This window comes from Massilia aerilata (assembly GCF_042656905.1).
In the GTDB taxonomy this organism is placed as follows: Bacteria; Pseudomonadota; Gammaproteobacteria; order Burkholderiales; family Burkholderiaceae_D; genus Telluria; species Telluria aerilata.
The window spans coordinates 812,496-832,500 of the sequence record NZ_JBHSMZ010000001.1; the positions used below are offsets into that span (position 1 = coordinate 812,496).

At 66.6% G+C, this 20,005-nt stretch carries 21 protein-coding genes and 3 tRNA genes; 12 read left to right on the top strand and 12 right to left on the bottom strand.

The features are described 5' to 3' along the window. Positions 1–113: 113 nt before the first annotated feature. Genes ACFPO9_RS03650 through ACFPO9_RS03675 form a run of 6 tightly spaced genes read left to right on the top strand, consistent with a single transcriptional unit; the run spans position 114 to position 4,636 of the window. On the top strand, positions 114–479 hold the full coding sequence (locus ACFPO9_RS03650) for a GntR family transcriptional regulator (protein ID WP_379767199.1): 366 nt from the start codon (positions 114–116) through the stop codon (positions 477–479). Continuing rightward, the gene (locus tag ACFPO9_RS03655) at positions 476–1,348 is read left to right on the top strand and encodes an ABC transporter ATP-binding protein (protein ID WP_379767202.1); all 873 of its coding nucleotides are present in this window, start codon (positions 476–478) and stop codon (positions 1,346–1,348) included. The genes ACFPO9_RS03650 and ACFPO9_RS03655 overlap by 4 nt, the downstream gene beginning before the upstream one ends. Next, complete coding sequence (locus ACFPO9_RS03660) at positions 1,345–2,337, top strand: hypothetical protein (RefSeq protein WP_379767205.1); 993 nt, start codon at positions 1,345–1,347, stop codon at positions 2,335–2,337. Before ACFPO9_RS03655 ends, ACFPO9_RS03660 begins: the two co-directional genes overlap by 4 nt. Beyond that, positions 2,338–3,108, top strand: a complete 771-nt coding sequence (locus ACFPO9_RS03665) for a hypothetical protein (protein WP_379767208.1) — start codon at positions 2,338–2,340, stop codon at positions 3,106–3,108. Further along, entirely contained in the window at positions 3,105–3,908 is an 804-nt protein-coding gene (locus ACFPO9_RS03670) for a hypothetical protein (protein WP_379767211.1), read from the top strand. Before ACFPO9_RS03665 ends, ACFPO9_RS03670 begins: the two co-directional genes overlap by 4 nt. Continuing rightward, on the top strand, positions 3,905–4,636 hold the full coding sequence (locus ACFPO9_RS03675) for a hypothetical protein (RefSeq protein ID WP_379767214.1): 732 nt from the start codon (positions 3,905–3,907) through the stop codon (positions 4,634–4,636). The genes ACFPO9_RS03670 and ACFPO9_RS03675 overlap by 4 nt, the downstream gene beginning before the upstream one ends. 6 nt (positions 4,637–4,642) lie before the next feature. Here ACFPO9_RS03675 and ACFPO9_RS03680 read toward each other — a convergent pair whose 3' ends face one another. The 4 genes from ACFPO9_RS03680 to rnr form a co-directional block, all read right to left on the bottom strand. After that, positions 4,643–5,320, bottom strand: coding sequence for a YceH family protein (locus tag ACFPO9_RS03680; protein ID WP_379767216.1), 678 nt, complete (start codon positions 5,318–5,320; stop codon positions 4,643–4,645). 26 nt (positions 5,321–5,346) lie between these two features. After that, complete coding sequence (gene cysE / locus ACFPO9_RS03685; protein ID WP_379767600.1) at positions 5,347–6,084, bottom strand: serine O-acetyltransferase; 738 nt, start codon at positions 6,082–6,084, stop codon at positions 5,347–5,349. 98 nt (positions 6,085–6,182) lie between these two features. After that, positions 6,183–6,929, bottom strand: a complete 747-nt coding sequence (gene rlmB, locus ACFPO9_RS03690) for a 23S rRNA (guanosine(2251)-2'-O)-methyltransferase RlmB (RefSeq protein ID WP_379767219.1) — start codon at positions 6,927–6,929, stop codon at positions 6,183–6,185. 4 nt (positions 6,930–6,933) lie between these two features. After that, positions 6,934–9,573, bottom strand: a complete 2,640-nt coding sequence (gene rnr / locus ACFPO9_RS03695; RefSeq protein ID WP_379767222.1) for a ribonuclease R — start codon at positions 9,571–9,573, stop codon at positions 6,934–6,936. A 361-nt stretch (positions 9,574–9,934) separates the two neighbouring features. Here rnr and ACFPO9_RS03700 point away from each other — a divergent pair. The 3 genes from ACFPO9_RS03700 to ACFPO9_RS03710 all read left to right on the top strand — a co-directional run bounded on the left by ACFPO9_RS03700 (position 9,935) and on the right by ACFPO9_RS03710 (position 10,263). Then, positions 9,935–10,019, top strand: a tRNA-Leu gene (locus ACFPO9_RS03700). Between the two features lie 35 nt (positions 10,020–10,054). After that, positions 10,055–10,139 (top strand) — tRNA-Leu (locus ACFPO9_RS03705). Between the two features lie 39 nt (positions 10,140–10,178). Continuing rightward, positions 10,179–10,263: transfer RNA gene (locus tag ACFPO9_RS03710), tRNA-Leu, on the top strand. A 197-nt stretch (positions 10,264–10,460) separates the two neighbouring features. Here ACFPO9_RS03710 and cueR read toward each other — a convergent pair. Next, on the bottom strand, positions 10,461–10,853 hold the full coding sequence (cueR, locus tag ACFPO9_RS03715; protein WP_379767225.1) for a Cu(I)-responsive transcriptional regulator: 393 nt from the start codon (positions 10,851–10,853) through the stop codon (positions 10,461–10,463). A gap of 103 nt (positions 10,854–10,956) precedes the next feature. On the opposite strand from cueR, the gene ACFPO9_RS03720 reads away from it, so the two are divergent. Both ACFPO9_RS03720 and ACFPO9_RS03725 read left to right on the top strand, forming a co-directional pair. After that, positions 10,957–11,160 carry a hypothetical protein gene (locus ACFPO9_RS03720; RefSeq protein ID WP_379767229.1) on the top strand — a complete coding sequence of 68 codons (204 nt, stop codon included), beginning with the start codon at positions 10,957–10,959 and terminating at the stop codon, positions 11,158–11,160. A gap of 55 nt (positions 11,161–11,215) precedes the next feature. Further along, complete coding sequence (locus ACFPO9_RS03725; RefSeq protein WP_379767232.1) at positions 11,216–11,770, top strand: phasin family protein; 555 nt, start codon at positions 11,216–11,218, stop codon at positions 11,768–11,770. A 29-nt stretch (positions 11,771–11,799) separates the two neighbouring features. Here ACFPO9_RS03725 and tssA read toward each other — a convergent pair whose 3' ends face one another. The 7 genes from tssA to ACFPO9_RS03760 all read right to left on the bottom strand — a co-directional run bounded on the left by tssA (position 11,800) and on the right by ACFPO9_RS03760 (position 19,200). Next, positions 11,800–12,837, bottom strand: a complete 1,038-nt coding sequence (gene tssA, locus ACFPO9_RS03730) for a type VI secretion system protein TssA (protein WP_379767235.1) — start codon at positions 12,835–12,837, stop codon at positions 11,800–11,802. A gap of 10 nt (positions 12,838–12,847) precedes the next feature. Beyond that, complete coding sequence (gene tssH, locus ACFPO9_RS03735) at positions 12,848–15,508, bottom strand: type VI secretion system ATPase TssH (RefSeq protein ID WP_379767238.1); 2,661 nt, start codon at positions 15,506–15,508, stop codon at positions 12,848–12,850. Next, positions 15,493–15,975 carry a type VI secretion system baseplate subunit TssE gene (gene tssE, locus ACFPO9_RS03740; RefSeq protein ID WP_379767241.1) on the bottom strand — a complete coding sequence of 161 codons (483 nt, stop codon included), beginning with the start codon at positions 15,973–15,975 and terminating at the stop codon, positions 15,493–15,495. The genes tssH and tssE overlap by 16 nt, the downstream gene beginning before the upstream one ends. 77 nt (positions 15,976–16,052) lie before the next feature. Further along, positions 16,053–16,544 carry an Hcp family type VI secretion system effector gene (locus ACFPO9_RS03745; RefSeq protein ID WP_379767244.1) on the bottom strand — a complete coding sequence of 164 codons (492 nt, stop codon included), beginning with the start codon at positions 16,542–16,544 and terminating at the stop codon, positions 16,053–16,055. A gap of 30 nt (positions 16,545–16,574) precedes the next feature. Further along, positions 16,575–18,071 (bottom strand): type VI secretion system contractile sheath large subunit, encoded by a 1,497-nt coding sequence (gene tssC / locus ACFPO9_RS03750; RefSeq protein WP_379767247.1) that lies wholly within the window; start codon positions 18,069–18,071, stop codon positions 16,575–16,577. A gap of 1 nt (position 18,072) precedes the next feature. Next, positions 18,073–18,576 (bottom strand): type VI secretion system contractile sheath small subunit, encoded by a 504-nt coding sequence (gene tssB / locus ACFPO9_RS03755; protein ID WP_379767250.1) that lies wholly within the window; start codon positions 18,574–18,576, stop codon positions 18,073–18,075. Between the two features lie 39 nt (positions 18,577–18,615). Next, positions 18,616–19,200, bottom strand: coding sequence for a tetratricopeptide repeat protein (locus tag ACFPO9_RS03760; protein WP_379767253.1), 585 nt, complete (start codon positions 19,198–19,200; stop codon positions 18,616–18,618). 185 nt (positions 19,201–19,385) lie between these two features. On the opposite strand from ACFPO9_RS03760, the gene tssJ reads away from it, so the two are divergent. After that, positions 19,386–19,967, top strand: coding sequence for a type VI secretion system lipoprotein TssJ (tssJ, locus tag ACFPO9_RS03765; protein ID WP_379767256.1), 582 nt, complete (start codon positions 19,386–19,388; stop codon positions 19,965–19,967). Positions 19,968–20,005 lie beyond the last annotated feature (38 nt).

Sequence of the window (20,005 nt, forward strand, 5' to 3'; positions counted from 1 at the left end):
TGGTGTTATACTTCACTACAACACCACTTCAATACTACGCTGAAGTAGTGCCCCATCAACGAGGAGGCAGGCATGATTCAAACGCGCCGCACCGCAACGCAGAGGAGCCGGCAATGAGCATCGGCTGGAACGACAACGCGCCGATTTATCGGCAATTGAAGGACAGGGTGATCGGCATGATGCTCGACGGCGCCCTGAAGGCCGGTGATGCGCTGCCCTCGGTACGCCAGATCGCGGCCGAGTACCAGCTGAATCCGATCACGGTCTCGAAGGCTTACCAGGAACTGGTCGACGAACAATTAGTAGAAAAACGAAGGGGGATCGGCATGTACGTCACTGAAGGCGCCAGCGAAAAACTGCTGGCAAGCGAAAGGGAGCGCTTCCTGCGCGAAGAATGGCCGGCGATGCTGGAACGCATCCGCCTGCTGGGTCTGAATGTGGACCGGTTGCTGGCCAGCGAGCACGGAGGCCAGGCATGAGCACCGTGCTTTCGGCCAAAGGCCTGTCCAAGCGCTACGGCAAGCGCGTTGCCGTCGACGGCATCGACTTCGAGGTGCCGGCCGGCCGCATCGTCGGCCTGATCGGCCCGAACGGCTCGGGCAAGACCACCACCCTCAAGGCCGCCCTCGGCCTGATCCCCTTCGACGGCCAGCTGAAAGTGCTGGGCTTCGACCCGCGCACCCAGCGCGACGACCTGATGCAGGACGTCTGCTTCATCGCCGACGTCGCCATCCTGCCGCGCTGGATGAAGGTCAAGGACGCGATCGACTTCGTGCAGGGCGTGCACCCGCGCTTCAACCGCGAGAAGGCCGAGCGCTACATCGCGAATACCAAGCTGAAGCCCAACATGAAGGTCAAGGAGATGTCGAAGGGCATGATCGTCCAGCTGCACCTGGCGCTGGTGATGGCCATCGACGCCCGGCTGCTGGTGCTGGACGAGCCGACCTTAGGCTTAGACATCCTCTACCGCAAGCAGTTCTACCAGAACCTGCTGGAAGACTATTTTGACGAGCACAAGACCATCGTCATCACCACCCACCAGGTCGAGGAAGTGGAGCACATCCTGACCGACCTGATGTTCATCCGCGAAGGCCGGATCGTGCTGACCGCCTCGATGGAGGAAATCGGCGAGCGCTATGTGGAAGTGATGGTCTCGCACGACAAGATCAGCGCCGCCAACGCCCTCTCGCCGATCGACCGCCGCACCGTGTTCGGCAAGGCCGTGATGCTGTTCGATTCGGCCGCGCCGGGCAGCGCCTCGCGCCAGCAACTCGCCGCGCTCGGCGAAACCCGCAATCCAAGCGTCGCCGACCTGTTCGTCGCGACCATGAAAGGAAGCTACGCATGAACTCCATGACCATGAAATGGCTGCTCCGCCGCGAGTTCTGGGAGCACAAGGGATCGATGTTCTGGGCCCAGCTGATCGTGGCGGCGGCGCTGGTGCTGTTCGTCGGCGGCTCGCTGGCGTATGCGGTGATCGTGCACGGCGCCCCGACCCGCGTGATGATCAACGGCCACGTCGTCAGCCAGGGCGCCCTGGCCGCCGCGATGCCGATGGAAGCGCGCTCGGAAATCGCCGGCATCGCCAGCGGCATGTACCTGGCGGCCGGTATCCCGCTGTTCATCCTGATGACGGCCACCCTGTTCTTCTACTGCCTGGGCGCGCTGTACGACGAGCGCCGCGACCGCAGCATCCTGTTCTGGAAATCGCTGCCGGTCTCGGACGGCACCGCCGTGCTGTCGAAGGTCGTCACCGCGCTGTGCGTGGCGCCGCTGATCACGATGGGCTTCGCCATCGTCGCCTCGCTGGCCCTGCTGCTGATCGGCGCCGCGGTGATGGCATCCGCCGGTATCAACCTGTTCGGCATGCTGCTGTCCTCGCCCGACCTCTACCTGCAGCCGGTGCGCCTGCTCGGCCTGCTGCCGGTCTACATGGTGTGGGCGCTGCCGACCATCGGCTGGCTGATGCTGGTGTCCAGCTGGGCCAAGACCAAGCCCTTCCTGTGGGCGGTGGGCGTGCCGCTGATGGTCCTGCTGCTGGCCAAGTGGATCAGCATGGCCCTGGGCAGCTTCCAGCACGATGCGCTGGACGTGCAGTGGTTCGGCAATGAAGTGGTGGCGCGCGGCATCGGCGGCCTGCTGCCCGGTATCTGGTTCGGCTACAGCGGCGGCCTGCCGGTGGAAGCCCACCGCGCCGGCGGCGGCGTCGACACCCAGGTCCTGTTCACGGCTTCGTGGATGACCCTGGCCACCGCCCGCGCCTGGCTCGGCGCCCTGGTCGGCGGCGCCATGATCTTCGGCGCGATCCGCCTGCGCCGTTACCGCGACGAGGGCTGAGTGCGCAGCCTGCACGCAGCCCTGCTGCTGGCGCTGCTGTCCCTGGGCGGCGCCGCCGCGGCCCGGGACCAGGACGCCGGCACGGTCCAGGTCAAGGGCATCAGGAACCCGGAGACGCACAGCTACCGCGCCATCGCCGCCGGCCTGGACATCTTCGAAGCCCGGCACGCGCTGGCCCCAGGCGTGCCGCAGCTGCTGTTCCAGGCCCGCACCCGCAACGGCAAGCTGCTCGACGCGGACCTGCTGCAAGGCGCGCCGGACGGCGAACCGCTGGGCGCCGTGCTGGCCGGCGACGAGGGCTACGCGCTGCGCCTGGCGCTCGACGAGGCCGGCCGCTTCCAGGTGCCGCGCAGCCAGCCGGCGCTGGACGCCGACGCCGAGCTGCGCCTCAGCAAGAAGCGCAGCGACGTCCGGGTCTGGCCCTGGGTGCGCTCGCCCGGCCTGCCCGACAACCAGCGCCGCCTGGGCGACATCCGCCTCGAATGCCAGGTCTTCGTCGCCATCGCCAAGAAGGAAGCGCCGCTGCACATCGTCCTGCTCGGGAATGCCGTAATGCTGGGCAGCGACTGGTGCGCCTTCATGAAGGACGCGGATCGCGCCTGGGACCTCGCCATGAACGAGCTGCCGGCCACCGCGGTCCTGCGCGAAGGCCAGCGCAGTATGCCGCTGCGCGTCAAGGGCCACAAGGTCGAAGTCCCGATCGGCGATACCAGCTGGGGCAACGAAGCCATCGTCGAAACCACACCGATAACGAAAGCCGCCGCACCGTGAAAATCACCGCCACCCTTCTGCTGGCCTGCGCCGCCGCTTCCGCCTTCGCCGCGGAGCCGGGCAAGGACGAAGCCAGCGTCCACATCAACGCCGTCAAGAACCCCGAGCTGCACAGCTACCGCGCCGTGGTGGCGGGGCTGGACAAGTTCGACGAGCTGCACATGCTGGCGCCGGAGGTGCCCCAGCTGCGCTTCCAGGTCGAGGCGCGGCGCGGCAAGCCGCTCGGCAGCGAGCCGCTGGTGGCGCGCATCGCCGCCGACGATTTCTCGATCCCCCTCGTGCTCGACCAGGACCTGCGCTTTGCGGTGCCGCGCAGCCAGGCAGCCTGGGATGCCAAGGCCGAAATGGTCCTGAACCGCAAGAAGCACGAGGCTCGCTTCGAGACCTATGTGCGCAGCCCGGGCCTGGCCGACAACCAGTACCGTATGGGCGACGTGCGCCTCGATTGCCAGGTCAAGGTCGCGATCGGCAAGGAAGAGGCGCCGTTCTGGGCCATCGCCCTGGGGAACAGCTTCCTGCTGACTACCGACTGGTGCTCATGGTTCAAGGGCGAGACCCCGAAAGGCGTCGACCGCACCTGGCCGCGCGAGGCGCCGGCCCGGCTGAGCGCAGCCACCCTGCGCGATGGCGAGCGCAAGGCGGCGCTGAAAGTCGACGGCAAGACCTTCCTTGTGCCGATTGGCGATACCAGCTGGAGCAACGACGCGATCGTCGAGGTGGAATATGCGTTCAAGGCCGAGCCGCCAGCGCCCGAAGGCATGGTGATCCCGGACCAGCAAACGAAAGGCAAGGCGCCATGAGCGCACGCGCCCTTTTCCTGTGCCTGGCGCTGGCCGGCGCCGCGCGGGCAGCCGAGACCCCTGCTTCCGCGCCGCACTCGGTCGAGGTCAACAGCATCCGCAACCCGGAGATGCGCTCCTACCGCAGCATCTGGGCCGGCCTTGATGCCTTCGACGAGTACCGCCGGATGGCGCCGGCGGCGCCGCTGCGCTTCCGCGTTCTGGGCGCCGACGGCAAGCCGGTGGCGACGGCCGAAGGCCTGGCGCTGCGCCTGGCCAGCGACGAGGGCTCGACGCCGGTGGCGATCGATGCCGCCGGCCTGGTCGACATCGCGCGCAGCCGGGCCGCATATGATGCCGACGCATATTTCATCCTGAACCAGAAGCGCGGCCGCTTCAGCGCGCGTCCCGAGATCCGCACGCCGGGCCTGCCGGACAACGTGCGCCGGCTGGGCGACCTGCGCCTCGCATGCCGGGTCAGCGTGGCCATCGCCAAGGACCAGATCCCCTTCCTGGCCCGGGCCGCGATCAACACGCTGATGCTGAGCACCGACTGGTGCGGCAAGAAGGACATGAATGCGTCCTTCCCCGCAGAGGGTGAACTCGAGAGCGCCGTCATCAGCCACGGCGGCCGCTCGGCCGAGCTCGAGCTCGAGTCGCACCGGGACGCTTACATGGCGCCGCTGGGCAATCCGGCCTGGCCGGACGATGCGCTCATCACCCTGAAGTACGCGGCGCCCGCGCCGTAGAAGCGCTCATTCGAACTGCTGGCGGAAGGCGGCGAACTGCGCCTTGAGCTCGTCGACTTCCGCACGCAGCGCCGCCACTTCCTGCTCCAGCTGGGCCGTGCGCCCGCCCCCGCCGGCGCCGGCGCCCGGCGCCGCATCCATGCGCGCCACGTCGATCTCGCCGCCCAGCAGCTGGCCGTAGCGCGGCTCCTTGGTGCCGGGCGCGCGCTCCAGGCGCACCACCAGCGGCGGGTATTTATCGATCAGGAACTGCAGCGCGCTTTCCGCCTCGGCCACCGACTTGAACTCGTGCAGGCGCCCGCTGCGGGTGCGGATCTCGCCAGCGGTCTGCAGGCCGCGCAGCATCAGCACGGCCAGCACCGCCACCTTGTCCTGCTCCAGCGACCATTTGATGCGCATGCGGTGCTCGTACTTGATCACGCGCGCGCCGGCCTGCGACATGCTGCCCACCAGCTTGCGCTGCATGAGGCGCTGCAGGGTGTCGTGGACCACGTCCTCGGACAGCTGCATGACCGGGTCGCGGCTCGACAGCTGGTTGCAGCCGTTCATGACCGCGTTCAGCGACATCGGGTAATTGTCGGGCGTGAGCGCTTCTTTTTCGGCCAGCACGGCCAGCACGCGGATTTCGTTGGGGTCCAGATCGGAGGCGGGATCGAAACTGCCGGGGATGTCGTCTTGGCTCATTTGCTCACTTGAGTAATTGGAACTGCTCATTCGACCATTCGATTGAGTTGCGCCTGGTCGAGCTTGTCGTTTTCGTCCAGACCCTTGCAGGAGATGCCGGCCGCCTTCATGGTCGAGCACATGCGCTCGATCTGCTCGTCCTGCCGGGCCACGTGGTCGATCAGGTTGCGCAGCGCCTTGGACAGCGGATCGTCGCCGTTCGGCGTGACGCCGTAGGCCGCGAACATCTGCGCGCTGCGCACCTGGTCTTCCTTGCGCACGATGTGAGCCGGGTTGCCGACCGCGGTGGCGCCGGACGGCACCGGCTTGACCACCACCGCGTTCGAACCGATCTTGGCGTATTCGCCGACAGTAAAGGCGCCGAGCACCTGGGCGCCGGCGCCGACGATCACGCCGCGCTCCAGGGTCGGATGGCGCTTGGTGCCGGCCACCAGGGTGGTGCCGCCCAGGGTCACGCCCTGGTAGATGGTGCAGTCGTCGCCGACCACGGCGGTCTCGCCGATCACCACCCCGAAGCCATGGTCGATGAAGACCCGCCGGCCGATGGTGGCGCCGGGGTGGATTTCGATACCGGTGATGACGCGGGCGGTGTAGGAGATGAAGCGCCCCGGCCACTTCAGGCCGATGCGCCAGCAGGCATGCGCCCAGCCGTGCATGACGACCGCATGCAGGCCGGGGTAGCAGGTGAGCACCTCCCAGCCGTTGCGGGCGGCCGGGTCACGTTCGATGATGCTCTGGATATCTTCGCGTAGCTTGGTAAACAACATAGCCCGAATGGTAGCTTATCCGGGCGGTGTTTGCTTAGGGCGCCGATGCTTGACCAACTGCATAACTTGGATTCCCGCCTGCGCGGGAATGACGGTTATTTGGGTTCCAGCGCCAGGCGCTGGCGGCGCGCCTCGTACAGGCAGACGCCCGAAGCCACCGACACGTTCAGGCTCTCGACCGAGCCGAACATCGGGATATTGACCAGCACGTCGCAGGTTTCACGGGTCAGACGGCGCATGCCCTCGCCTTCCGAACCCATCACCAGCGCGGTCGGGCCGGTGAAGTCGCCTTCGTACAGGCCCTTGTCGGCGTCGTCGGAGGTGCCGATCAGCCAGATGCCGCGCTCCTTCAGGTCGCGCATGGTGCGCGCCAGGTTGGTCACGGTGATGTAGGGAACGGTTTCGGCGGCGCCGCTGGCGACCTTCGCCGCGGTCGCGTTCAGGCCGACCGAGCGGTCCTTCGGGGCGATCACGGCATGCGCGCCGACGCCGTCGGCCACGCGCAGGCAGGCGCCGAGGTTGTGCGGATCGGTGATGCCGTCCAGGATCAGCAGCAGCGGCGGGCCGTCCACCGCATCCAGCAGCTCATCCAGGTTGCGCGCCAGCGACAGCTGGCTGGCGAAGGCGATCACGCCCTGGTGGCGGCGGGTGCCGACGATCTTGTCGAGGCGCTCGGCATCGACCGGCATCACGCGCACGCCATGCTGCTTGGCATGCGCGATCAGGTCCGTCATGCGGCGGTCGTTGCGGCCGGCGTCGACGAAGATCTCTTCCACCGATTGGGCCTCGTGGCGCAGCCGCGAAGTCACCGCATGGAAGCCGAAAATCATTTTATTTTTCATTCAATTACTTCTTTTTACTGGTTTTGGAGACGGCCCTGGGGGCCTTGGCGGCGCTCTTGCGCGGAGCGCTCTGTTTTGCTGCGGTTTTACTGGCCGGCGCTTTCTTCGCGGCGGGTTTGGCGTTGCCGTTGCCGTTGGCGTTGCCGGCCTTGCGGCTGCGGCGGGCCGGCGGCACGAAGACGATATCGTCCTCGCTCTCGTCGCTGGCGCTGAAATCGGGCGGCACCGGCGGCTCGCCCTTCATGCCGTGCACCTGCTGCGGCGAGGCCGGGACTGCGGCGACCGGGGCGCCGGAGCGACGGCCGTTCGCTTCGGCCCTGGCCGCTTCTTTGGCTTTCCTGCGGCGCGGCGGCTTCGATCCCATCGCATCGGCGGCAGCGGAGCGGGCGCGCTCCAGCGGCGCCGGAATGCCCTGCTGCGCCGGCGCGGCCAGCACCAGGTCGATCTTGCGCGCTTCCAGGTCGACGCGGGCGACCTGCACGGTCACCTGGCCGGTCAGCGCATACACCTGGCCGCTGTTCTTGCCGCGCAGCTCATGGCGGGCTTCGTCGTACTCGAAATAGTCCTGTCCGAGACCGGTGACGTGGACCAGGCCCTCGACGAACAACTCGTCCAGCTGCACGAAGATGCCGAACGGGGTCACCCCGGAGATCACGCCGGTGAAGGATTCGCCAAGGCGGTCCTTCATGTAGTAGCACTTGAGCCAGTTCTCGACGTCGCGCGAAGCTTCGTCGGCGCGCCGCTCGTTGGCCGAGCAGTGCACGCCCAGCGCATCCCAGACCGTCAGGTCCTTCGGATCCTTCTGCGTGCCGGCGGCCTTGTCCTTGGCCTGCTGCTTGCGGGTCGCGTTCGACACGGTGCTGTTCAGCTTGGACAGGTCGATGCCGGTCGGCTCGTATTTTTTGCCCAGCAGGACCGCCTTGATGGCGCGGTGGGTCAGCAGGTCCGGGTAGCGGCGGATCGGGCTGGTGAAGTGCGCGTAGTGCTCGTAGGCGAGGCCGAAGTGGCCGACGTTGTCCGGGCTGTAGACCGCCTGCTGCATCGAACGCAGCAGCATGGTCTGCAGCAGGGTCGCATCCGGGCGCTCCTTGATCTGCTGCATCAGCTCGGCGTAATCGCGCGCCTCCGGCTTCATGCCGCCGCCCAGGTTCAGGCCGACCTGCTTCAGGAAGGTGCGCAGCTGGTTCAGCTTTTCTTCGGTCGGCACCGCGTGGATGCGGAAGGTGCTCGGCTGGTCGTGGCGGATCAGGAAATCGGCCGCGCAGACGTTCGCCGCCAGCATGCATTCCTCGATCAGGCGGTGCGCATCGTTGCGGGTGCGCGGGATGATCTTCTCGATCTTGCCCATCGCGTTGCAGACGATGTAGGTCTCGGTGGTCTCGAAATCGATCGCGCCGCGCGCCTGGCGTTGCTGCAGCAGCGCGCGGAACACTTCGTTCAGGTTCAGCAGGTGCGGCACGATGCCGGGACGGCGCCCCGCTTCCGGCCCCTTGGTGTTGCCGAGGATGGCAGCGACCTCGTTATAGGTCAGGCGCGCCGCCGAGTGCATCACGGCCGGATAGAACTGGTAAGCCGTGACCTCGCCGCTTGCTGTGACGACCATGTCGCACACCAGGCACAGGCGGTCGACCGCCGGGTTCAGCGAGCACAGGCCGTTCGACAGCTTCTCCGGCAGCATCGGGATCACGCGGCGTGGGAAGTAGACCGAGGTCGAGCGCTCGATGGCATCGGTGTCCAGGCCATCGCCCGGCTTCACGTAGTGGCTGACGTCGGCGATCGCCACCAGCAGGCGGTAGCCCTTGGTGCGGCCGATCTTGACCGGTTCGCAGTAGACCGCGTCGTCGAAGTCGCGCGCGTCTTCGCCGTCGATGGTTACCAGCGGCACGTCGCGCAAATCGACGCGGTTGCCGAGATCGGCGTCGCGGACTTCGTTCGGCAGCTTGTTGGCCTGCTTGATCGCCGCTGGCGAGAACACGTGCGGCACGCCGAATTTACGGACCGCGATCTCGATCTCCATGCCGGGGTCGTCCAGCTCGCCCAGCACCTCGACGATGCGGCCGATCGGCTGGCGGAAGCGCGAAGGCTGCTCGACCAGTTCGACGCTGACCACCTGCCCCGACTTCGCCTTGCCCGGCGAGCCGTCGACCAGGATGTCCTGGGCGATGCGCTTGTCTTCCGGGGCCACGATCCAGACGCCGTTTTCCTGCAGCAGGCGGCCGATGACGTGGGTGTTCGCGCGCTCGGTGACTTCGACGATCGTGCCCTCGGGACGGCCGCGGCGGTCGGTGCCGACGATACGCGCCAGCACCTTGTCGCCGTGCAGGACCTTCTGCATCTCCTTATCGGGCAGGAACAGGTCGTCGCCCGGCTCGTCCGGGATCACGAAGCCGTAGCCGTCACGGTGGGCGCTGACGCGGCCGGAGACGAAGCTCGAGTGGTCGGTCAATGCATACTGGCCGGCGGGATTCGCGCGGAGCTGGCCGTCGCGCTCCATCGCATTCAAGCGGCGCGTGAGGACGCCTTCCGCCTCCGGATCGACCTGCAGGGCGCGTACCAGTGCGCCGCTGTCGAGCGGCCCCTTGGCATCGCGGAAAACGCCGAGAATCTCCTCGCGGCTTGGAATGGTATGAGTTGGGTGCTTCAAATCGTATTTTCTATTCTTGTTGAGCCAGTGGCGCGCCGATCGCGAGTGCTTGCTTGCACTTGCAGGCGGCGCAATGTTGGTTGGATTGACACCTTGACAGGCGTAGTGTAACGGAGACACGGGGTATTCGCCTAACGTGCGCCGTGCAAGCGTGCCGCGGGCATCCTTCCGTTGGGCCTTTGACATTTGCCATTCATCCGCTATACTTTCGGTCTCTTCGCAAACGGCCCAGCCGGATGCGGGGTTGCTGCGAAGGTGCAGCCGGCGAAAATCAGATCGAAAGTTGGTCTGGCGCAAATCGGCAAAGCCTGATATCGTAGCGGAATTCGACGGCAACGTCGAGCGATGATTGCAAGACCCGGCCCACGTGGCGGAATTGGTAGACGCGCATGGTTCAGGTCCATGTGCCGCGAGGTGTGGGGGTTCGAGTCCCTCCGTGGGCACCAAAGCCGGTCTTGTTCTTGTCGATGGTGGTTGATATGCCCACGTGGCGGAATTGGTAGACGCGCATGGTTCAGGTCCATGTGCCGCGAGGTGTGGGGGTTCGAGTCCCTCCGTGGGCACCAAATGCTACCCTGTTGTATGTTGTACCTGCTGTTTGATATGCCCACGTGGCGGAATTGGTAGACGCGCATGGTTCAGGTCCATGTGCCGCGAGGTGTGGGGGTTCGAGTCCCTCCGTGGGCACCAAATGCTACCCGGCTCTCTCAGGAGCTTCCAGAATACTGGCGCAAAACGCCGCAATCTTTGCTAAAGGATTGCGGCGTTTTGCGTTTTGCAGCGTCCAGCAAGACGCCCATGGCTGCGTTGCATTCGTCTCGCCGTACTTACGTACTGTCTTCGACGATGCGCCTTGCCCTGGGAGCCTTGCTGGACGCTGCTTGACTTTAGTGGGTGGCCAGGTCGTCGAGGATGGGGCAGTCCGAGCGCTGGTCGCCATGGCAGGAGTGAGCCAGCTGCTCGAGCGTGCGCTTCATCGCCTGCAGCTCCTCGATCTTGCGGTTCAGTTCCGCGATGTGCTGCTCGGCCAGCCGGCGCACGTCGGCGCTGGCGCGGTCCTGGTCCTGCCACAGCGCCAGCAGCCCGGCGATCTTCTCGAGCGGGAAGCCGAGCGCGCGGCCGCGGTGGATGAATTGCAGCAGGCGCACGTCCTGTTCGCCGTACACGCGGTAGCCGGAAGCCGTCCGGCGCACCGCCGGCAGCAGCCCGATGGACTCGTAATGGCGGATCATCTTGGCCGACACGCCCGAGGCCTGCGCCGCTTCGCCGATATTCAACATGCTCGTCTCCTGTGTTCCGCACAGAATACACCTTCCCATCGTGGGAAGGTCAAACGGGTCCGTTCGCTTGACTTGCGGCTCCGGTGCCGTCAAGCTCGGCCACATGAAGAAATCGTTCGCCATCCTGCTGGGCCTTGTTCTGGCCTGCCCCGCCGTCCTGAACGCCGAACCCGCGCCCTGGTACCAGTGGCGCAGCAAGTCCACCGGCGATCTTGCCTGCTCGCAGACGCCGCTCGGCGCCGGCTGGGAAAAATTCTCCGGGCCCTATCGCGATGCACGTTGCGAAATCCGCAAGACCGGGAAATAATGTAAAAAGTTAAACATTGAGCAGGCCCCAGGAAAACCAACCGAGGAGACAAGCAATGTTCACCAACCCCGAGCAATTCGCCAACGCCACCAAGACCCTGTTCGAACTGCAGATGGAAACCTTCAACGCCCTGGCCAGCAAGGCCGTGCAGGGCGTCGAGCAGGTGGTGGCACTGAACATGGCCACCGCGAAGAATTCGATGGAAGGCGCGATGGCCACCAGCCGCCAGATGAGCCAGGCGGCCGATCCGAAAGCGGCGATCGACACCCTGCAATCGCGCTTGCAGCCGGGCGTGCAGAACGCCCAGGCCTACGGCGAAGAACTGCGCCGGATCGTCGCCGACATCCAGCAGGACTTCCAGCAGGCCGCCGACACCCACCTGGTGGAAGCCAAGAACACGCTGTCGGCCCTGATCTACGACGTCACCCAGAACGTCAAGCCGGGCCAGGAGAACGCCGTCGAGATCATCAAGGCCGCGATCGACAATGCTTTCAAGGGCTACGAGCAGGTAACCCAGTCGACCCGCGACGCCATGCGCCGCGTCGAAGAGCAGGTCACGCGCGCGACTTCGCAACTGGGCGAGGCGGCCGGCCAGGCGCCGAAGGCCTGATCCTTCCCTGACCCGCCGCCCGCGCCGCCTCAGCTCCCCGACGGCGGCGCGACGCCCAGCATCTCCTCGATATGGGCGAACGAGGCGTCATCCTTCACCACCGAGCGCAGCCACACGTGCAGGGGCTGTTCGCCCCAGTGCGCGGCTTTTTCCGCCAGATAGGCGACGGGGCTGTGCGGCTCGGTGCGGCGGAAGAACTCGGCGACTTCGCGCAGCTGGGCCAGGGCCTGGGTGCGCGATTGCGGCGGGCCGCCGGCCATGCCGCTTGCCGTTTCGGCCGGCGCCGCCTGCCGCATCGCCTGCTGCGCACCCGGCTGCGCGGAAGGCGCCGGCGCAAGTTCCGCCGGCCGGCTTGAAACCTTCGCGCCGCCCTCCTTCACCATCGGCTTCACGAACAGCAGCACGCTTTGCAGGCCGGACTTGGCCGCGGTGAAGCTGGGTCCCTCCGTGCCCAGGCGCTGGTCGACGCTGTGCTCGATGCGTTCGAGCGCGCCGGCGCAGTGCTCGCAGTCGCGCAGCAGGGCTTCGAAAAAGGCGGGCGCGCTGCGCGCCTTGGCCGTCTCCAGCTTGCCCAGCTCCTCGCCGCCATGCATGCGGGCGACGTCGAAGTCGCGCAGCGCGTAGCCGTGCGGTCCCTCGGTCAGCGGGATCTCGCGCAGCAGCGGCGCGATGCGCGCGGCCATCCAGGACAGGTTGCCGATGCGCCGCTCGTGCCCGTCCTCGTCCGGCAGCGGATACAGGCCGTCCCAGTAACGGTCGCACAGGGCCGCGATCAATACCAGGCTGTCCGCCAGGCCGCCAAGGCCGCTGGTGCGGGCCTCGGCCTCGGCCAGCCAGACCGCCAGCTGCAGGTCCTTGCTGCGCGTTTCGATCAGCTGGGCGCACTGCTTCGCCACGAACTTCCAGTCGGCTTCCTTCAGCTCGGTGACCCAGGCGCCCTGCTCGATCGAAGGATCGTCGGCCTGGCGCGCACGCACGATGTCGTCGATCTCGCGCGAAAAGGCCAGGTCCTCGCCGCAGGGCCGACCTTCGCTCACCGGCGCCAGCAGCTTTTCCATGTTCAGCATGCCGCCCTCCTCACGCCGGTTCGACGGCGTACTTGATCTTGCCGGCCCTGCTTGCACTCACCTTGATCTGCCTGATCCCGCCGCCGGATGCCATCGCCGCCAGCACGTTGTCCGCGATCTCGGGCAGCAGCGTGCCGTTCAGGATGGTGTCGACGTTGCGCGCACCCGAATCGACCTCGGTGCAGCGCGCCAGCACGGCGTTGACCAGCGCGTCGTCGTACAGGAACCGGGCATTGTGATTGGCGGCCACCCGCGCCTTGATGCGCTCCAGCTTGAGGCGGATGATGTTGGCCAGGACTTCGTCGTCGATCGGATAGAAAGGCACCACGGTCAGGCGTCCGAGGAAGGCCGGCTTGAAGTGCTTCATCAGGCTGGGACGGATCAGCTGCGCCAGGTCGTCGGGCGATGGCCGCTCGGCCGCCGGCTTGTTCAGGCAGGCCTGCATGATCTGCGCGGACGCCGCGTTCGAGGTGAGGATGATGATCGTGTTGCGGAAGTCGATCTGGCGTCCTTCGGCGTCGTCCAGCACGCCCTTGTCGAAGACCTGGAAGAACAGCTCAAGCACGTCGCCGTGCGCCTTCTCCACTTCGTCCAGCAGCACCACGCTGTAGGGGTTGCGCCGCACCGCTTCCGTCAGCACGCCGCCCTCGCCGTAACCGACATAGCCCGGGGGCGAGCCCTTCAGGCCGGACACGCTGTGCGCTTCCTGGTATTCGCTCATGTTGATCGTGACCAGCTTGCGCTCGCCGCCATACAGCATGTCGGCCAGGGCCAGCGCGGTCTCGGTCTTGCCGACGCCGGAGCTGCCGACGAACAGGAACACGCCCTTCGGCTTGTTCGGGTCTTCCAGGCTGGCGCGGGCCGTGCGCACGCGCTGGGCGACGATGCCGCTGGCGTGGTTCTGGCCGAGGATGCGCTCGTCGAGCATGCCCTGCAGGTTCATCACGGTGCGGATCTCGTCCTTCACCATACGGCCCAGCGGAATGCCGGTCCAGCTGGCGACGATGGCGGCCACCGTGTGGCCGTCGACCTGCAGCGGCACCAGCGGCGTCTCGCCCTGCAGCGCGCGCAGTTGCCCGACCAGGGCCTGCAGCGCCGGGCTGTCGCTCGAGTCGCCGCTTTCCAGGCGGGCGCGCACGGCATGGATCTCGGCCGACAGGGCCTGCTCGCGGTCCCACTGGGCGCGCAGGCGCTCCTGTTCCTTCAGGCCGGCCTCGCGTTCGCTTCTCAATGTGGCTAGCGTGGCGGCGTGATCGGCGCCGCCGCTCTCCTCGCGCACCAGGGTGCTGATGCGGGCGTCGAGCCGCTCCACGCCGCGGGTCGTTTCTTCCAGCGCCGCCGGCGTCGCCTTCTGGCCGAGGGCGACCTTGGCACAGGCGGTGTCTAACACGCTGATCGCCTTGTCCGGCAGCTGGCGCCCGCTGATGTAGCGATGCGACAGCCGCACCGCCTCGCGGATCGCCTCGTCGAAGATGCGCACGCCGAAATGCTTCTCCATCAGTGGCGCCATCGCGCGCAGCATGGCGCAGGCGGTGTCTTCGTCCGGCTCCTCGACCTTCACCACCTGGAAGCGGCGCGCCAGCGCGGCGTCCTTTTCGAAATACTTCTTGTACTCGCCCCAGGTGGTGGCGGCGACGGTGCGCAGCTCGCCGCGCGCCAGCGCAGGCTTCAGCAGATTGGCGGCGTCGTTCTGGCCGGCCGCGCCACCCGCGCCTATCATGGTGTGGGCCTCGTCGATGAACAGGATGACCGGGTGCAGGCTTTTAGTAACCTCCTCGATCACGTTCTTCAGGCGGTTCTCGAACTCACCCTTGACGCTGGCGCCGGCCTGCAGCAGGCCCATGTCGAGGGTATGGATCTCGACGCCGCGCAGCACGTCCGGCACGTCGCCTTCGGCGATGCGCAGCGCCAGGCCTTCGACCACGGCGGTCTTGCCGACGCCGGCCTCGCCGGTCAGGATCGGGTTGTTCTGGCGGCGCCGCATCAGGATGTCGATCACTTGCCGGATCTCGGCGTCGCGCCCGATCACCGGGTCGACCTTGCCCTCACGCGCACGCGCCGTCAGGCAGGTGGTGTACTGGTCGAGCGCGGGCGTCCTGCCCGGCGCCGCCGATTGCAATTCGCCGACCGCGTCGCCGCCGGCTTTCGTGGACTGCGGCGGCGCGGCCTCGGTGACTGCCGACGCTTCACTGGAGCCGCGGGTCAGCTTGTCGAAATCGTGCTTCAGGCGGTCCACCGGAAAATCCATGAAGCTGCCGGACGCGCGCTGGGCCAGCTGGGCCAGGCCCGGCTCGGCCAGCAGCGCCAGCAGGAGGTGGCCGCTGCGGATGCGCTGTTCCTGGCCGGGCGCCGGCTGGCCCAGCGAAGCGATCAGCCAGGCGTGCTCGAACAGCAGCGGCAGGTGGCGCGAGAACACCGTGGTGCGGCCGCTGCCGCCGGGCAGGCGCTCGACTTCCTTGCGCAGGTCGGTTTCCAGCGCCGTCAGGCTGATGCCGGCGGCGCGCGCGGCCACCACGAAGTCGCTGGAAGGCTGCTCCAGCAAGGCCAGGAACAGGTGTTCGATGTCGACCTCGTACTGGCCGAAGCCGACGCAGATGCCCGCCGCGCGCGTCGCCGCCGTCCGGCTGGTGTCGTTCAGCTTGCCGATCAGGGTCTTCAGGTTGATGTCCATCGTCTCTTCCTTTCGTTTGCGATCGCGTAGTGCAGGTTCGAAGGCTGGAGCACGGCGTTGAAGTCCACGGGCGCCATGCCATCGGCCAGGTGCAGTGTGGCGTGGATGACGAAGTGGAGCCGGTTGACGCTGCCGGCTTCCCGCTCCAGCGCGGCGCTGACGTTCCTGAGGCGCGGCTCGTGGCGCTCGATCGCGTCCTTCAGGCTGGCGCAGATGGCGGCGCGGTCTTCGCTGCTGGACAGGCAGTAGCCGGCGAAGTCGGCCAGGCCATAGTTCAGGACCGAGGCGCGCGCACCGGGGCTGGCGTCGAAGCACCCCGGCGGAAAGCCGAGGCGCGTGTTCAGCAGTGCTTCGAGTTCGCGCGCCAGGCTGTCCTTGAGCTGTTCGGCGCCGCCGCGGGCGCCCGCGCCGGCGCCCGCGCTCTCGCCCATCAAGCGGTCCAGCAGGCCGGGGACATAGGCGGTCATGGCTGCTCCAAAAAAGACCGCGGCACGAAGGCCGCGGCAAGCGCGCTGGCAACGTAGCGCAGGGGAACGCAGTAAGTTCAGGCCACCTTGTTCGAAGACAGGTCCCAGCCGCCCGAGGTATTGCCGCCCGAGCCGCCGCCGATCTTCTGCTGGGTGTACTTCCACTTCACCTTCGAGAACTTCAGGCCGACCTTCTCATGCATGAAGTCGCCCTCCTTGACGGCCGGCGTGATCGAGCCGATCAGCACGTTCTCGAGTTCGATCTCGAAATACTTGATGCGCTCGCCCTGGCCGTCGGCGCGCATGAACTCGAATTTCGCCTTGGGGATGGTCTTGCCGGACGAGCAGGTCTGCAGCAGCACCGGCGAGGACAGGTCGGCCAGCTTGAGCAGCTCGATCTCCTTGTGCTCGCAGCGCTCGGCGGTGTGGCCGCCGCCGGTCGAGGACGTCGCCGATTTCGGCTGGATCACGCCCCAGTCCACCGATTTGCACTCGATCCAGTCCTTGTGCTTGTCGTCCGCCGATTCGCCCTTGATGCCGTCGATTTGCAGGTACACGTCTATCGCCATTTGATACTCCAGTCTTGGTTGGTGAAAAAATCAGCTTTTGGTCGATTGCGGCAACTCCGCGACCAGTCGGAGCGATACGGACAGCTCGTCGAGCTGGAAGTGGGGGCGCAGGAAGGACACCGCGCGGTAGACCCCGGGCCGGCCCGGCACCTCGGCCACCTGCACGCTGGCTTCGCGCAGCGGGAACTGGGCCTTCTGCTCCTGGCTGGCGTTATCGTCCAGCAGCACATATTGGGTCAGCCAGCGATTGAGGTAATCCTCGACGTTGGAGGCGGCGGCGAAGCTGCCGATCTTGTCCCGCATCATGGCCTTCATGTAGTGGGCGATGCGCGAGACCGCGAAGATGTACTGCAGCTGCGAGGACAGCAGCGCGTTGGCATTGGCGGCGTCGTTGGCGTACTTGCGCGCCTTCTGCGCTGACTGCGCGCCGAAGAAGGCCGCGTAGGAGGTGTTCTTACAATGGACCAGCGAGATGAAGCCCAGGTCCGACAGCTCCTTCTCGCGGCGGTCGGTGATCGCCAGCTCGGTCGGGCACTTCAGCGCGACCTCGCCCTCGTCGGTCTTGAAGGTGTGGGTCGGCAGGTTCTCCACCAGGCCCCCGCCCTCGACGCCGCGGATCGCCGCGCACCAGCCGTAATCCTCGAAGGCGCGGGTCAGCTTCGAAGCGAAGGCGTAGGCCGCGTTACACCACAAGTACTTCTGGTGGTCGCTGCCGTCGACATCCTCGACGAAGTTGAAGCCCTCGGTGGCCATGCCGTCCATCGGGTTGTAGGGCAGGCGGCCCAGGAAGCGCGGCAGGGTCAGGCCGACGTAGCGCGCATCCTCGGAGTCGCGGAACGCCTTCCACTTCGCGTATTCGACGGTGTCGAAGACCTTGGCGAGGTCGCGCGGCTTGCCGAGGTCGCCGAAGCTTTCGATGCCGAACAACTCCGGCGCGCTCGAGGTGATGAAGGGCGCGTGGCTGGCCGCTGCCACGTGCGACATCTGCTCCAGGAAGTAGATGTCCTCGGGCTGGCGGCTGATCTCGAAATCGCCGATCAGGGCGCCGTAGGGCGCGCCGCCGAAGGTGCCGAATTCCTCCTCGTAGATCTTCTTGAACAGACTACTCTGGTCGAATTCCAGCGCCGACTGGAAGTCCTTCACCAGCTCGCGCTTGGTGGCGTTGAGCATGCGGATCTGCAGGTTGGCCGAGGTCGAGGTGTTCCGCACCAGGTAATTCAGGCCGGTCCAGCTGCGCTCGAGCTTCTGGAATTCGGGCGCGTGCATGATGCTTGAGAGCTGGCTCGAGATCATGCGGTCCAGCTCCGCCAGGCGCGCATCGATGGTCGCCGACAGGTTGCTGGAGACGACCATGGTGCCTTCCATCACCTGGGTCACCAGCTCGGAGATGATGTCGCGCGCGCGTTCGTGCTCGCTGCTGGACTTCGCCACCCTGCTCTGCTCGACGATCTGGTCGAGCAGGCCGGTGTCGAGCTCCAGGGCGCCGGGCGCTTCGGGACTTGCTACCGCATCGAGGATCGCCGCCATGTTATTTTTCCTCCTTCGCCTTGCGCAGGCTGTCCAGCTTTTCGGTATTGGTCAGCACGTCGTTGAGGATGTCTTCGAGCTTGTCGTTCCCGGCCAGCTTGTTGCGCAGGTCGGCCAGCTTGCTGCGCGCGTCCAGCAGGCCCTTCAACGGCGCCACCTGCTGCACCACCGACTCCGGCCGGAAGTCGGCCATCTCGCGGAACTGCAGGCTGACCGCGAACTCGCCGCCTTCGCCGGACAGGTGGTTCTCGACGCGGAAGTTGGCGACCGGAGCGACCGCGTTCAGCACTTCGTCGAAGTTGTCGGCGTCAACGTTGACGAAGTTGCGGTCCTTGAGACGCTTCCTGGCGGCGTCCGGATCGCTACCGAAATCGCCCAGCACGCCGAGCACGAAGGGCAGCTCCTTGTTTTCGATGGCGTCGCCGATCTCGACGTCGTAGGTCATCTGCACGCGCGGGGCGCGCACTTTCTGCAGGCGTTTCTGCACGCTTTCGTTCTTGGGCATGTCGACTCCAGGCTGGGTGGAAGGAAGCGGCGGCGCTGCTTACTTGAGCGCGCCGAACGGGTCGTTGCCGGCGGGACGCGCGGTCGAAGGACTCGAGATCGTCTTCTTGCCGCCCGTATCCCTCGGCCGCGCCACCGGCTGGCGTCCGCCGTTCGACACCAGCACCTCTTCGTTCAGGCTGGTGCGCAGCAGCTTGGCCAGCTCCACGGCCTCGGTGCGCACGTTGCCGCTCAGGTTGTTCTTCTGGCTCAGGTCGGCCAGCGCCTTGCTGGTCACGCGCAGGCCGCTGACCGCGACGATGCTGTTGGCCAGGGTATCGTCCGGGTCGCGTTCCAGCGCTTCGAGGGCGCTGACGATGGCTTCGCCGTAATCGGTGCTGTCGAAGCGCATCTGGGCCATCCGGACCCAGGGCGTCTTGTCGACCGGGAAGGTGGCGCCGGCGCTTTTCAGCAGGGTATAGGCCTTGTCGGTCTGGCCGGCCAGCACGGCGGCATCGACTTCGGCCATGGCGGCGGCCATGGTGGGCGCCGGCTTGGCGCTGGCGGCGACCTGGCCGCCGGTGCCGGCGCAGGCCGACAGGATCGCAGCGAAGGCTAGACTCGGCATCAGGTGGTGGAACTTCATCTGGTTCTCCCTGGTTGAAATCAAGCGCCATTATTGGCGCACGGTTTCTGATGAGAATTGCGCCGGGTCAACTTAGGTTTTACCGGCAATTGCGCCCTGTCGAAACGGTCGTTGCGCGGGCGCAGCGTGTGCGGATGGCGATGGCTTTAAATGTCGCTGTCGGCCCATTTCCTGAAGGTAAGCTCATGTCCTCTGCCCGCCTTTCCGTTTGTGTACTGTTCGGCCTTCTGTCGGTTAGTTGCACTAGTGGCGGCCGCTCGCCCGCCGGCCTCCTGGAAGCCGCCGGCCTGCGCAAGCCCCCGCCCTTGCCTGAGGCTCAACTCGGGCCACGCAGCGTGGCCCTGCGCCTGCATGCGGCCAAGCGCCTGAACGTCGATGCGCACGGCCAGCCGCTGGCCCTGCTGGTGCGGGTCTACAAGCTGCGCCAGCGCACCGCCTTCGAGCAGGCGCCGTATGCCGCCTTCCTGTCGCCGCAGACGGAGCGCGAGGCGCTGGGCGCCGACCTGCTCGAGGTGCGTGAGCTGACCCTGATGCCCGGCCAGCAGCTGGAGCTCAACGAAAAGCTGGCGCGCGAGGCCGGCTGGCTGGGCGTGGTCGCACTGTTCCATGCGCCCCCGGCGCAGGGCTGGCGCCTGGCCTTTGCCGCGCCTGAGGCGGAAAAGACTGGCGTGACGATCGGCCTGCATGCCTGCGCCATGAGCAGCGCCAGCAGCGCCGGCGCCGGGCCTGCCGCTGCCAAGCCCCTGGCGCTTGTCCGATGTCAATGAAGGCCGTGCGGTTTCCTCCAAGCTAGAGATTTGTGAAA

Bases quoted from the DNA above. Each gene is read 5' to 3' on its own strand.
- ACFPO9_RS03650 (WP_379767199.1), top strand. From the start codon at position 114: ATGAGCATCGGCTGGAACGACAACGCGCCGATTTATCGGCAATTGAAG.
- ACFPO9_RS03655 (WP_379767202.1), top strand. From the start codon at position 476: ATGAGCACCGTGCTTTCGGCCAAAGGCCTGTCCAAGCGCTACGGCAAG.
- ACFPO9_RS03660 (WP_379767205.1), top strand. From the start codon at position 1,345: ATGAACTCCATGACCATGAAATGGCTGCTCCGCCGCGAGTTCTGGGAG.
- ACFPO9_RS03675 (WP_379767214.1), top strand. From the start codon at position 3,905: ATGAGCGCACGCGCCCTTTTCCTGTGCCTGGCGCTGGCCGGCGCCGCG.
- ACFPO9_RS03680 (WP_379767216.1), bottom strand. From the start codon at position 5,320: ATGAGCCAAGACGACATCCCCGGCAGTTTCGATCCCGCCTCCGATCTG.
- rlmB (WP_379767219.1), bottom strand. From the start codon at position 6,929: ATGAAAAATAAAATGATTTTCGGCTTCCATGCGGTGACTTCGCGGCTG.
- cueR (WP_379767225.1), bottom strand. From the start codon at position 10,853: ATGTTGAATATCGGCGAAGCGGCGCAGGCCTCGGGCGTGTCGGCCAAG.
- ACFPO9_RS03720 (WP_379767229.1), top strand. From the start codon at position 10,957: ATGAAGAAATCGTTCGCCATCCTGCTGGGCCTTGTTCTGGCCTGCCCC.
- ACFPO9_RS03725 (WP_379767232.1), top strand. From the start codon at position 11,216: ATGTTCACCAACCCCGAGCAATTCGCCAACGCCACCAAGACCCTGTTC.
- tssA (WP_379767235.1), bottom strand. From the start codon at position 12,837: ATGCTGAACATGGAAAAGCTGCTGGCGCCGGTGAGCGAAGGTCGGCCC.
- tssH (WP_379767238.1), bottom strand. From the start codon at position 15,508: ATGGACATCAACCTGAAGACCCTGATCGGCAAGCTGAACGACACCAGC.
- tssE (WP_379767241.1), bottom strand. From the start codon at position 15,975: ATGACCGCCTATGTCCCCGGCCTGCTGGACCGCTTGATGGGCGAGAGC.
- ACFPO9_RS03745 (WP_379767244.1), bottom strand. From the start codon at position 16,544: ATGGCGATAGACGTGTACCTGCAAATCGACGGCATCAAGGGCGAATCG.
- tssC (WP_379767247.1), bottom strand. From the start codon at position 18,071: ATGGCGGCGATCCTCGATGCGGTAGCAAGTCCCGAAGCGCCCGGCGCC.
- tssB (WP_379767250.1), bottom strand. From the start codon at position 18,576: ATGCCCAAGAACGAAAGCGTGCAGAAACGCCTGCAGAAAGTGCGCGCC.
- ACFPO9_RS03760 (WP_379767253.1), bottom strand. From the start codon at position 19,200: ATGAAGTTCCACCACCTGATGCCGAGTCTAGCCTTCGCTGCGATCCTG.
- tssJ (WP_379767256.1), top strand. From the start codon at position 19,386: ATGTCCTCTGCCCGCCTTTCCGTTTGTGTACTGTTCGGCCTTCTGTCG.